Annotated in this window: 10 protein-coding genes; 8 read left to right on the top strand and 2 right to left on the bottom strand. The window is 58.0% G+C overall.

The genetic code is table 11. The features are described from left to right. Window positions 1-18: 18 nt before the first annotated feature. Window positions 19-1119 carry a glycosyltransferase family 4 protein gene (locus PUV47_RS04730; RefSeq protein WP_274217318.1) on the top strand — a complete coding sequence of 367 codons (1101 nt, stop codon included), beginning with the start codon at window positions 19-21 and terminating at the stop codon, window positions 1117-1119. Here the strand turns inward: PUV47_RS04730 and PUV47_RS04735 are convergent. Beyond that, window positions 1040-2581: a SpoIIE family protein phosphatase gene (locus PUV47_RS04735; protein WP_274217319.1), complete on the bottom strand. Its 1542-nt coding sequence runs from the start codon at window positions 2579-2581 to the stop codon at window positions 1040-1042. The genes PUV47_RS04730 and PUV47_RS04735 overlap by 80 nt on opposite strands. A 12-nt stretch (window positions 2582-2593) precedes the next feature. Next, entirely contained in the window at window positions 2594-3523 is a 930-nt protein-coding gene (locus PUV47_RS04740; protein WP_274217321.1) for a glycosyltransferase family 2 protein, read from the bottom strand. Between the two features lie 163 nt (window positions 3524-3686). On the opposite strand from PUV47_RS04740, the gene PUV47_RS04745 reads away from it, so the two are divergent. The 7 genes from PUV47_RS04745 to PUV47_RS04775 are packed head-to-tail and all read left to right on the top strand — an operon-like array spanning window position 3687 to window position 12977. After that, window positions 3687-4871 (top strand): glycosyltransferase family 4 protein, encoded by a 1185-nt coding sequence (locus PUV47_RS04745; RefSeq protein WP_274217322.1) that lies wholly within the window; start codon window positions 3687-3689, stop codon window positions 4869-4871. A gap of 3 nt (window positions 4872-4874) precedes the next feature. After that, window positions 4875-6290: a lipopolysaccharide biosynthesis protein gene (locus PUV47_RS04750; RefSeq protein ID WP_274217323.1), complete on the top strand. Its 1416-nt coding sequence runs from the start codon at window positions 4875-4877 to the stop codon at window positions 6288-6290. A 3-nt stretch (window positions 6291-6293) separates the two neighbouring features. Beyond that, a complete protein-coding gene (locus PUV47_RS04755) occupies window positions 6294-7805 on the top strand; it encodes an O-antigen ligase family protein (protein WP_274217324.1) in 1512 nt (503 codons plus the stop codon). Beyond that, the gene (locus tag PUV47_RS04760; RefSeq protein ID WP_274217325.1) at window positions 7802-8542 is read left to right on the top strand and encodes an acyltransferase; all 741 of its coding nucleotides are present in this window, start codon (window positions 7802-7804) and stop codon (window positions 8540-8542) included. Before PUV47_RS04755 ends, PUV47_RS04760 begins: the two co-directional genes overlap by 4 nt. Beyond that, on the top strand, window positions 8532-9665 hold the full coding sequence (locus PUV47_RS04765) for a glycosyltransferase (protein ID WP_274217326.1): 1134 nt from the start codon (window positions 8532-8534) through the stop codon (window positions 9663-9665). The genes PUV47_RS04760 and PUV47_RS04765 overlap by 11 nt, the downstream gene beginning before the upstream one ends. 13 nt (window positions 9666-9678) lie before the next feature. Then, entirely contained in the window at window positions 9679-12075 is a 2397-nt protein-coding gene (locus PUV47_RS04770) for a hypothetical protein (protein WP_274217327.1), read from the top strand. Window positions 12076-12113: 38 nt separating this feature from the next. Beyond that, window positions 12114-12977: a hypothetical protein gene (locus PUV47_RS04775; RefSeq protein WP_274217329.1), complete on the top strand. Its 864-nt coding sequence runs from the start codon at window positions 12114-12116 to the stop codon at window positions 12975-12977. The last annotated feature ends 37 nt before the right edge of the window (window positions 12978-13014 follow it).

Raw genomic sequence — 13014 nt, forward strand, 5'->3', positions numbered from 1 at the left:
AATAGCAAAGAGGCAGACATGGCCGAGATCTGGCAGCTGGTCGATTCAAGTGGCATCGGCGGCATCGAAAAACATATGGTGGTGCTGACGCAAGCTTTGCGGGCGCAAGGGTATTCGGCGCGGATTGTGCTGCTAACGCCCCATGAGGACAACGCGTGGATCGCGCAAATTGAAGCAGCAGGTGTGCCCTATACGGTGCTGCCCGGAGGTATGGGCGGTTTGATGCAGGCCTTGCGCACGCAGCGGCCTGCCCTGCTTCATACCCACGGCTACAAGGCGGGCATTTTGGGCCGGGTTTCAGCTCGGCTTCTTGGCATTTCGGTTGTTTCCACCTTTCATGCGGGCGAGACCGGCCCGTTCCCCGTTTCGCTTTATCAGCGGCTCGACGGCTGGAGCAGTTTTCTCTGCAAACGGATCAGCGTAAGCAAGAAAATCGCGGGGAGCCTGCCGTTTTCGTCCACGGTCATCGACAATTTCATCAACCTGCCAGAGAGTGAACTCACCCGGCCCTACTCCCGCAGCGTTGCCTTTGTCGGACGCCTTTCCCATGAAAAGGGCCCGGACCTTTTTTGCGAGTTTGCTGCCACGCAAAATACGCCGGGCGTGAGCTGGCACCTTTATGGGGATGGCCCCATGCGGCCGGAGCTGGAAGCAAAATATGGGCACCTTGTTGGCTTCCACGGCATGGTCAGCGACTTGACCCCTGTTTGGCCTCAGCTTGGCTTGCTGATGATATCGTCGCGGGCAGAAGGATTGCCCCTGGTGGCGTTGGAAGCCATGGCCCACGGCATCCCTGTGCTTGGCGCGCGCGTGGGCGCGCTGCCTGAACTGATTGAAAATGGCGTGAATGGCTGGTTGTTTGATGCTGAGGATTTGCAGAAAGCCGCTGCGCAGTTTCAACAATGGGCAGAGGCCCCGGAGGCCGAGCTGGAGCGCCTGCGCCAAAACAGCCGTAGAACCATTGAGGAACGCTATTCTCCCGAGGGCAAGATGCCGGAGATTTTACAGGTCTATGAGGATGCCGGATTTTGTCTGGCGGCTAAGGCTCGGGAGGTGTCTCCCGGCATATCGAGACGAGGGTCCAGTCATCTTCCAGTTCAGGACCAAGCGCCTCGCTGATGCACCGCCTCAAGCTCTCTATGGGCGTTGGGCTCGCTGTTCCATCTGAAACGGTTTTCTGAAGTGCCGCTTCAAGCCATTCGGGCAGTTGATCTCCGCTGGCCAGCCCCGCAGGGTCGAGCCCATCAGTCATGAGAAAGAGACGCTCCCCGGGCTTCAGGAGATGCTCAACGCCCTCATACTCCTGATCTGCGGTAAGGCCAATCAATGGCCCTGAGATGGGAATTGGGTGCACACCTTCAGAGCTGGCAATGACCGGCTCCACGTGCCCGGCAGATGCCATGCGGATCAGGCCATCGGGATAGCAATCAACCACTGCAAATGTGCAGAGCAGGCCAGAAAGGCCGATGTCTTCGTTCAGAATCCGGTTGACCTGCGTGATCAAGGCACCGCAACCGATCTGTGGATGCAAGGCATTGATCGTGCGCAGGATCGAGAGGAAGGCTACACTGCTGGCCTGCGCCACAATGCCATGCCCAACCATATCAACCAGAATGATCCGCTGGCTGCCTTCCCTTTCATGAATGATGAGAGCGTCTCCCGAGCCGGTGTCGGTACTGGCCGTAAGCCGCTCCACCTTGAAGCCCTTGAGGCGATGAACGATCTGGTGCTCTGCACGCAAATCGCGGGCTATGGCTTCGAAATGGCGCATCAATGCAGCCTGTTGGCGCAAAGTACGGCGAAAGGCGTGCCTTACCAATCGGTTGAGCTGAACAGGTGATACAGGCTTGGTAATGACGCCCTCCACCCCGTGGTCCTCAAGCCGCATCTTGAGGTCTGGATCTCGGTCACCGGTGATGACAAGAACCGGCGCTGGCAAGCGTTTGCTGTCCCGTTCCAAAAGGGAGATGATGCTCTCACCTGTTCCATCATCAAGGTGATAATCGGTGAGGATAAGATCGACAGGTGTTTCCGAGGCCTTTCGAAACGCCTCATCCAGAGACGTTGCGACAACGCTCTTGAAATTTGAGCCCAAGAAGGCGGCATAGGATTGAGCCAGCGTGGGATCATCATCCACGACCAGAACGGTAGGACGACGGTCCATAAGGTTGCGGCTGATGGTCAGAAGATTGGGTGTGCGGCGTTCCACATCGCCCACCTGATAGGCGATGCCCTCCACCATATCCTTGATGAGCGCAAGTCCCCGGCCGCTCTCCATGGCCCATGGGTCTTCGCAGAGTGATGGGCTTGGACCGCTGGCAACCATGTCCGGATAAGGCGTTCCATCGTCTGCGATTGTCATGACCAGCGTTGCGCCCTGAAGGTCGATGGAAGCTTCGATTTGAACGGGCGGCTGGGCCGGATGCTTGACCAGGTTTGCGCCCCATTCTGACCAGACCAGTTGCAGGTCCTCTGAAACAGCATTTGGAATGGCCAGCGCCGACAAACGCTGCCGCAGGCGCTTGCGCAAGTTGGACACGCCGTCCAATGTGGCTGGGCTATGGGCCTTGAACAGGTTCATTGAAGCCTCCCCTCAAGCGCTTTTGGAAACAAGCAAAGCCTTGGCGTCCGACAAAACGGCATGTAGCGTGCGCTTGTCCGGGTTCAGCATGGCGGCTTTGATATGGGTTCTCAAGGCAGCTGACGGGTTGCCTTCTTCCAGCTCCTTTTCAGCTGTGGCCACTAAAATGTTGGCGCGAGCCTTTTTCAAGGCCGCCTGCACGGCGGGGGATGCGTTGTCTTCGTAGCGTGCGATGATTGTGTTCATGGCATCAATGCGTGCCTGCCGTTTTTGGGTCTCGCTTCCGGGACGCATCAGGTAGTCCATGGTCACCGTTCCACTGATGCCTACGGCGCCCTTTTCCGCCAGCTTCAACCAAAGGTCCCAATCTTCAGCGGATGGTAACGCTGTTGCAAATCCATTTGCGTATCGCAAAGCTTCTGTTTTTGCGACGACTGAAGAGGTGCCGACGATGTTGGTCGACAGCAGCGCAGCCAGAGGGTCCTGAAGCAGTTGATAGTGTTCTTCAGGGCGCGCATTCAAATGGCCCTGCCAGAATTCGAAGCAGGTACCAAGGTCCTCCCCAGCCATGCCCACGTGGCGATAATCAGTGAAACTGAACAGTGCATTGGGCTGTTCAAAGTGCCAGCGCATCTGCTCTGCGAGCTTGCCGGGATACCAGATGTCGTCTGCATCCAAAAAGGCAACGTGGCTGTACCGGGCCTTGGAGATGGCAAGATTCCGCGCACTTGCAGGGCCTTTCGCTGGCCCTTGAAGGGCGACGAGCTCATCGCAGTCTACGGCAAGCCGGGAGAGCCACTCGCCTGTGCCATCTGTTGAACCGTCGTCGACCACGATCAATTCAAGGGGCTGAAATGCCTGCTCGATAACACTGCGGATGGCTTCCTTCAGATACGGCAGACAATCTCTTGTCGGGATCACAACCGAACACCCCGGCTCCATGGCACACTCCTGATTTTTTATCGAGCTCGAAAGCGATGGGTTGGCATCGAGCTTGCTGCTTCAAGGCAAGCTTTGCAGGTTCTGAGCCAATTCTAATCCCCGACATTACAGGGAGTTCGAGGCCAAGACCGCGCGAGATAACAACAAAAAAGGACGCGCCCTCGTGAAAACCATTGGATATGTGCTGGCTGATTTTCCGGTTTTTTCCGAGACATTTGTTGGAAACGAAATCAGGGCCATGCAGGAACAGGGGCACCGGGTTGTGCCCATCGTGCTGCGCCGTACCGATGGCCCAGCGCAATCCGCCGACCTGAAACTGAAAGAGATTGCCCACTACCTGCCGGAGCACAGTGATTTTTCAGCGCTGAAAGCGCTGCCGTCCTTGTCCAGCTCCTTCCTTTCCGCGTTGCAATTCTGCCGCCAACAAACCGGCTTGCCGGTCTACTCGCTGCTGGGCAATGCTATGAAGATTGCAAGTATTGCCAGACAGGAAGGGATTGAGCACTTTCATGCGCATTTCGCCGGACCAGCTGCAGCCCATGCCATCGTCGCCGCGCGGTTGATGCGGGTAAGCTGCTCGTTCGTATGCCATGGACACGACGTCTACTCAGAAGCAATTGATCTGCCAGAGAAGCTTGAAGCTGCGGACTTTGTGGTCGCTGTTTGCAACGACATGGCAGAAGACCTGCACACCTTGTGCCCGGAAGCGGAAATCTCCATCGTCCCTTGTGGGATAGATCCGACCCGTTTCCGCCCCCGCCTGAACGGCGGCGACAATGGCCGACTGCTTTTCATCGGGCGATTGGTGGAGCAGAAAGGCATCGATGACCTTTTTACCGCGCTCCATGAAATGGGCGATGCCATGCCCCCCGTCGACATTGTGGGAGACGGCCCTTTGAAGCAAAGGCTCCAAGCGCAGGCGATCAAGTTTGAGCTGGAGAAGAAAGGGCTCGCGTTTTTGGGGCCCAAACCTGCGGAGTGGCTGACGGAAAACGGACCTCACTACAAAGCTCTGGTCGCGCCCTTCAAGGTCGCTCCGGACAAATCCCGCGATTCCGGACCCCTTGTTGCCAAGGAAGCCATGGCCATGGCGCTTCCGGTGATCACCACTGACTTCATGGGCATGAAAGAGACGATTACTCCCGAGTGCGGCTACAAAGTGCCCCCCGGCAATCCCCAGGCATTGCAGGCAGCGCTGGAAGCGTTTCTCGCGCTTTCTCCAGAAAACCAAGAGGAAATGGGGGCGGCGGGGCGGCGCCGGGTTTGTGAGACCTTCACATTGCAAAACCAAGCCAGAGCGCTTTCCAACCTCGTGGAAGCGGCCATACCGCACCGAAAGGCCGCCTGACGCATGAACCTGAAGAGCTTGCTCCATGCCTGGCCCTATGTGGCCAGCATTGTTCTGACCAAGGGCCTTGCGGTTATTACCATTCCCGTGCTGACCCGATACATGGCAGCGGAGGATGTGGGCTATCTGGATGTAGCCGCGTCCTTGCTGGAGTTCATTGGTCTGGTGTTTGCCATGGGGCTGGCGGACACGCTGTTTCGGTTCTCCGGCACCCAGCGCACGGAAGCTGAACGCAACCGAGAAGCTGCTGTGATTACCGGCAGCGCGTTGGTGCTGGCACTGTTCTTTGGCGTTCTGGTGCAGCTGTTCATGCCGCTGGTGATTGGCGCATGGGATCTGCCCATCAACGAATGGGCGCTGCGCTTGAGCATTTTGGGCGCCACTCTTGGCGGGCTCATCGAGCTGCCGCTGGCGTGGCTGCGGCTTGGTAACAAGCCCAAGCTCTTCCTGATTTTCACGGCCTCTCGCGGTGTGTTGCAAGCGCTGACCATGGTGGTCTTGCTGATGAACGGGTATGGCATTGACGCCATCCTGATCGCAAACGGCAGCATTGACGTTGTACTGGCGATGAGCTTGCTCGCGCTCCAAGTTTCGCGCACCGGCATTGGTTTCTCCCGCCAAGGTTTTGAGCGCACGGTGAAGTTCGGCTTGCCCTTGGTTGGAGGCGCGCTGGCCATGTTCGCGCTTGGCTCCTGCGACCGCTGGTTCCTCGTGACGGCCATTTCGCCGGAAACACTGGCTCACTATTCAATTGCCGTTAAACTGTCGCTGGCCGCGCCGCTTCTGCTACAGCCCTTTGGCTTGTGGTGGTATGCAAAACGCATTGCGGTTCTGGAAGAAAGCAACGGTCTTGCCCACTCCGCTGACGTGGTGCTGCTTGGCTACTGGGTGCTTGTGGTTGGGGCGCTGGGGACCGCCCTTGCAGCGCCGATTTTCATTGCGTGGCTGTTGCCCGCCTCATACCTGCCTGCCATTGCTTATGTGCCGTGGCTTGTACTGTGCTTTTCGCTGAATGAGCTCTGCTCTTTGCTCAATGTTGGAACGTACCGCGCCCAGCATGGCTTTTATGTGCTCGGGGTGAATGCTGTTGGCGGGGCTGCAGCCGTTCTCGGCTATTGGCTGCTTGCGCCGTCCCATGGTGTTGCCGGTGCGATTTTTGCAACGCTGGTGGGCCATGGCCTGCGGCTTCTGCTGTTTCTAGGGTTGTTTCACCGGAAGGCCCCAATCCCCTATCGTCTGCCTCAGATGGCCGTGTTTACGGGGCTTGCCGTCCTCGCGGTGGCGGGCCAGCCGCTCAGCGTTTCTTTGCTCTGGCAGTTTGCCTATGCCATCGCGGCGGGTCTGATCATGCTGGCGGCAGGGTATGGCGTCATGTCCCGTCTGAAATCCCGTGGTGCATTGGCGCCGGTGGAGGCCTGAGCCATGACGGACCTGAGCCAACTGTCCACCAAGAACAAAGCCCACCACCATGTGCTTATTGCGGCTCTTGCCTCTTTAGGGGTGGGGCTGGCTATTCTCAATCCGCTGCACCCCCTGCTGATTGTCGTTGTGGCAATCCTGCCCATCGGGGCGGTGATTGCCTTCAAGAACCTGTTCTATCTTTGCCTTGGGTTCGTGGTGTTCTCGTTCTTCCGCATCCACGAAGTGTTTCCGTTTCTGATGCCGTTTCGCATTCCCATCCTGTTGGCGCTGCCAACTCTCGGGGTGCTGTGCTGGCAGCTTTTTTGCGCCAAGTCGCTGAAACCATTCTGGAACAGAGATCTGACCGCGTTTGCCGTGTTCTTTGGCCTTGTCACGCTGGGTCTGGCGCTGGCCATGAACCGATCACTGGCGTTTTCCTATTACACCGCCACCTACATCAAGATCGGCATCATGGTGCTGGCGATTGCGTGGATCGTTCGAAAGCCTGAGGATTTTGCCACCGCTTGCCGGGTCTTTGTGATTGCAGGCATAGCGGTGGCGCTGGTGACAATCTCGCGCAAACTGCAGGGCATCGGCCTGGTGGAAGGGAGCCGTGTGACAATTGGCCGAGACTACGGTTCTGTCTTGGGTGACCCCAACGACCTGTCGCTGGTGCTGCTGTTCCCTTTGAGCTTTGCAACAGCGCTTGCCATCATTCGCCCCACAAAGCTGGACCGTCTTTTGGGCATTGTCGCCACCCTCTGCATTTGCTGGGCTATCGTTGCAACGCAAAGCCGTGGCGGGTTGCTTGGCATCGTTTCCGTGCTTGGCATCGGGGGAACCCGTGTGATCAAGAACAAGTTCGTTCTTGCGGGCATCGGTGCCGTTGGGCTGGCGGCCCTTATGGTGATGGCAGGCATTGCCGACCGGCAATCGGGCGGCGCTGCAGAGAGCGGCATTGATGAAAGTGCCATGGGCCGCATTTACGCATGGCAAGCGGCGGTGAACATGGCTCTGGCGCGCCCCTTGAATGGGGTTGGGCTAGATAACTTTGTTGCCAACTACTTCTACTTCACGCCGCACTGGACCGGCATGGCAAAGGCCGTGCACTCCACTTGGCTGGGCGTTTTGGGTGAAACGGGGTTTCCGGGTCTCATCGCGTTCGTAACCATGGTGGTGCTGATGGTGCTGACCAACCGGGAGTCGAGCCGAATTCTGGATGCTCACAACGCCCCGGCCAGCACACGCGCCACGGCGCTGGCACTCATTGGTGGGATTACCGGCTTTTGCATTTCCGGCACCTTCCTGACCCAAGGCTTTACCTGGCCGATCTACATCCTTCTGTCGCTCACCGTGGCCTTGTCCCGCTATGCCAAGGAGCTTGAACCCCCGGCAATTCAAGGAGCGTCGCCGGACGCGTCGCAAGTGGAAGATTCACCCTTTGCTCATAGGCTGAGAGCACGCAGCCCAAGATCCCGACCTCGCGTCAAAGTGCTGGAGGGAACCAACGATAACAACAGGATGGGGCGATGACAGCAGTGAACAAACTCAAAGGGTGGATCAAGCGTCAGGACACCCCAACCACCAAGTGGCTTTACAAGACCTTGAAGCAGGTACGCAGTGCGTCATTTCCGGTGATCCCTGGTTTTCACGGCGCGCTCTACACCATCAGCCGCGGGATCAAAGGGGTTTTCTTGAACCTTGTGCGCGTGTGTTGGACCACGCCCCTCTTTCAAAGCCAGCTCGAAAGACCTTGCAAACAGCTCTACATCTTTGGTGGCATGCCGTTGGTGATCGGCCCGCTGAAGATGGCGTTTGGTGATGATGTGCGCCTTTCCGGCCAAACCACCTTCACTGGCCGGTCCGACGCTGAAAGCACGCCGGAACTCAAGGTGGGCAGCCACATAGATATCGGCTGGCAGTGCACTTTCGCGGTGGGAACGCGCATTGAACTTCAAGACAATGTGCGCCTTTCAGAACGGTGCTTCCTTGCTGGATATCCCGGCCACCCCTTGGATCCTGCGGACCGCGCTGCAGGCCTTCCTGCGACCCCTGATCAGGTGGGTGACATCATTGTGGAAGAAGGTGCCTGGCTGTGCTTTGGCACCATCGTGCTGGCCGGGGTACGCATCGGCGCGGGCTCCGTGGTCGCAGCAGGAAGCGTGGTGACCAAAGACATTCCTCCGGGCGTCTTGGCCGCAGGGTCCCCAGCCCGTGTGATCCGTCCGATCCACGCTGATGTGGAGGTGGCAAAATCCCATGCCCTCTGATCTCGTGGTCTTTGGTGAGGACTGGGGCCGACACCCTTCCTCCACCCAGCATCTGATTTCGCGCCTTTCTGACGACTGGCAGGTGGTGTGGGTGAACTCCATTGGCCTGCGCCGTCCGCGCCTCAGCTTTCGAGACCTGAAACGGGTGACCGAGAAGCTGGGCAGCATTCTTTCTCGGCCCAAAAGGATGAACGGAACAGCCACCGCTTTGGTGCCTGCAAACATTCATGTTCACGCGCCAACAGCCATACCTTGGCCAGGCAGCAGGTTGGCTGCATGTGCCAACCGGCGTTTGCTTGCCCGTCAGGTCACCAGTTGGATGCGAGAAGACGGAGTGAAACGACCGATCCTCTGGACTTCCTTGCCGACCGCCGTTGTAGCTCTTGGCGAGTTTGAAGAACGGGCCGTGGTTTACTATTGCGGTGATGATTTCTCGTCGCTCGCAGGTGTCGACCATAAACCCGTCGCGGCCATGGAGCGACAGCTTGTCAAAAAGGCTGACCTGATTGTTGCCGCAAGCCAGCACCTGGCGGACCGGTTTCCTGCTGAAAAGACGCTCTATCTGCCACACGGGGTGGACTATGATCTGTTCGCAAAACCGGCTGACAGGCCCAGTGACCTGCCGCAGACCGGCCCGATTGCGGGGTTTTATGGCTCCATTGCCGACTGGGTGGACGTTGCCATGCTGTGCGAGGCCGCGATCCAATGTCCTGACTGGCATTTCGTCCTGATTGGGGCCGTTGAGACAGACATCTCCTTGCTGGAAAAACACGGCAACATCCACTTCTTGGGGCGTCGCCCCCATGACCTGCTGCCGGGCTATGTCCAACATTTTGATGCAGCGCTGTTACCCTTCAAAGACACCGAGCAGATCCGCAACTGCAATCCGCTGAAGCTGAGAGAATACCTTGCGGCGGGCACGCCAATCATCACCACGCGGTTTCCGGCGATGGAGCCTTATGCCCCTCTCCTGACAGTCCTTGAGACCGGCGAACCGCTGGCCCATGCCCTGAACTTTGCCTTGAACGACAAACAGCGCAACAGCGTGCGCCGCGAGGTGGTTCGTCCGGAATCCTGGTCGAGCCGGGCGGCGCAGCTGGAAGCGGCTTTGAAGAGCTTATAGGCGAGAGGTAGTCATGCGATCAGCACTTGGGCATTTTCTGTTGCTTGCCACCATTGGGTTGGCCGCGCTCTTGAGTGTATCTCTGCCCGCACAGGAGCTGACCCGAGGAAATCTACCGCTTGAAACGCCGCTGCCTTCGGACACCTTGAGCGGCAATGAACAATTGATTGTGCGAGGGCGGCTTGAGGGCGCACGTGAAGCGATGCTGATCGTCCGCATTGATGACAACGCCTCAACCGGATATGCCAGCCGATACAATCTGGAACAAACATTATTGCCCGGACCTTTTGAACTCAGCATTCCTCTACGCGGGATCAAGGCCACCGGCGGGCGTTTGATGGACCTTGCCCAGCTCACTGATGTCTTTGTGTTTTCACCCGACAGTTCCACCATTTTCAGCGAGGTGGAAGTCTCCATTTTCACACCCGCCCCTCTCCCGGAAGGGTCGGCTGGTTATAGCTTTGGCGAGACCGATGCGCCGGTTTTTCCGGGCTTTCAACGGGTTACACCGGAAAGCTCGATAATTGAGTCAGGCCGTCCCACAGCGGTGCGCAGGACAGGCTCCGATCCGCTGATTACCAACGGGATCAATGGAATGGAGCGTGTCGTTCTGCCGTGGCGTGAAGGAGATGAGGTTGATGTGCATTTATGGACTGAAGACATTGGTGAATGGGAACATTTGCCTCATCCGCTGGAACGGCGCATCAACATCAACGACCACACCGTGTTTTACAAAAGCCACAGCATCGAAGACTGGGTGCGTGAGCGCTATCTGGAAGGCAAACGGCGCGAGGTTCTGGGACAAGGTGATGCATGGACGGACCTGGCGCGCTACCGTGGAGGGTATCTGAAGGCGACCACCACCGCCACAAGCGAAGGCGTGCGCATTGACCTTGCTGGCGACAGCGCCGATGCGACCTACCTCTCCGCCGTTTTGCTCACACCCAAGGGGGATGACAGAGCGCTCAACATTGTGCTGGAAGAACGCGCCCGAATTGCGCGCGCGGCTTGGCCCGTGGTGCCATTGGGCCCCCGAGAGCCCGCAGATGCGGTTTTTAATCTGACCCAAGCAGTGAAGCCAATGGTGGCCGTGCCCTTGCGCATCGCCGCCGGAACAGGAGCGCGCCTGAGTGTAGACCTTGTGAGCGATGAGCGAAAAGACCTGCTTAGCGCTTCCCTGACGGGCGGCCCCCCGGAAGCAGCGCTGTTTCTTTGGGCGGCCCTTCGGACACTGGACAGGCCAGCAGCGAACGCCAGCTCCTTGAGCGTTCAGGAAACACGCCTTCTGTCTGACGTGAGCGGCCTCACAGTTGCTCCAGAACGTCCCCGGCGTGTGGAAATTTGGGTTTCAGTGCCGCCCGACACGCCAAAGGGGACCTATCCCATGCAACTGGCGGTGACGAGCAGCTTTGGCAATGTGAGCCTTCCCATCAACCTTGAAGTTCTCGAGAGTACATTGCCGCCCTCAAGAGCCCCTGCCGGGTTTTACATGGATGAGGCACCACATCTAACCTGGGCCTGGCAGGACGGTGAGAAGCGCGTGGCTCAGCTGCAATGCGACATTGCTTTCGTCAATAAGCTGGGCCTCAGCCCGCTGGCACCAGGGCTGATTACACCCACACCAGATGAGGAACAGGCCTTTTTCCAAGAACTGTCCGCAGCAAAGCCTTTCGCGCCCGCTGTGATGGCCTATACGCCCGCAAAGCGCCTGATTGAACAGGTTGGCATTGAAGCTGCCGCAGTGCAGCTTCAACGGATCACCCAAGAGGCAGAGGAGCGAGGGCTTTCCCCGATCTACTGGAGCGTGGCGGATGAACCTTCAAACCCGGACATGCAAGCCTATGACCTGCCGCATCTGGTTGACGTGTTCCGGGAAGTCGCCCCTGATGTAAAATTGGCGGCGCAACTGAACTCGGAAGAAGACCGTGCGTTGGCCCGGCTGTTCGACCTCGTCCTGATCAACGACGGCTATGGCCTGCAGCCCATGGATATCCGCTCCCTCCAGCGGGAGGGGCTCAAGGTCTGGCTTTACAACACGAGACAGCCTCGGATGACGGCCGCTCTGGGTGTTCTGGTGACCGGGGCAGAGGCCTATGTTCAGTGGCACAGCCGCATGCCAACGGCGGACCCGTTCGACCCAACCGACGGCCGCGAGGGCGATGTGATGATGCTGTTGCCGAGTGCAGAGGTGTGCCCGAGTCAGCCCGATATCCATTCTGGCCTTCTGGACATGGCCGAGGGTGTGGTTGACCAGCGCTGGCTGCTGCACTTTGGGCAACAAGAAGACGAAGAAGCGCAAGACCTTAAGTGGAAACTATGGAAAAACATCGAAACACTCTGGTGGGATCGAAACAAATCGCCAAATACTTATGAAGAAGAAATTAAAAAAATAATTGATACACAAAAATAAAACATAATATTAAACGCGGTTTATTGAGGCAAAAATCAATGATCAGGACAAAAGTCCTTATCGTTATACTCTGCTTGATGTTCGCTTCTTGCGTTCAAACGGATGATCTTGAGCTTTTGCCGGACTACCTCCAAGCACAGGGAAAGGCAGCCAGCGCACGTGCAGCTGGTGAAGGTGACGATGCGCTTTCCCAGACCAGCCGTGACGCTGAGAGACCGGACCCCAGTTCGGCGGACAGCGTGAGGGAACGCATGCTGGCAGAAGCGCGGGCGGGCATTGCAGTACCGTCACCGCAACAGCGGGAGGACGCAAACAGGCTCACCGCAGATGGGACCACGGCTCCGTACACGGGACAGCCTTCTGCAGAAGAGCTGTTTAGAGATTTCATGGCGCGCCGGCCTGTGCAAGCAGTTCCGAGCTATGCAGGAGACGCTAACGACATAACCGGCAGCATCCGACCTCCTGAAACACCTCAAGCTTCCCGCGCTGACGTCTTTGGGCGGAGCGCTGCCACAGACCCAGCGCTCATCAACGCCCGCATGCAGTTGCTTGCTGCAGCACGAGCCGCATTGAGCGCGGAAGATCCCGCTTCTCAAAGCGCACCCTCTCCCAAACTACGTCCGGGCGACACGCTTGTGTTTCAAGGCCTTGATGAGGTGACGCCGCTTTCGGAACAGGCGCGTAGTGATCTGGAACGGTTCTCTTATCTGGCGGCTGAGAACAATTGGTCCTTGATGCTGACCGTTGGCTTGCCTGACCACGGCGAGGCTTTTGAACGCCTTCGCAAGGCTCGGGCGGTGAGCAAGCGTATCATTGCCAGCTTGCCGGACACAATTGAGGTTCGTGAGCGCGTGTCACCGGACCTTGAAGCAGGCGAAGCGCTGCTTGAGATCACCCCATGAGGTAACAGGACTGCCTCGGAAAAATGCTCATAAAAAT

The organism is Pseudovibrio exalbescens (assembly GCF_028737195.1).
GTDB classification, from domain to species: Bacteria; Pseudomonadota; Alphaproteobacteria; order Rhizobiales; family Stappiaceae; genus Pseudovibrio; species Pseudovibrio zosterae.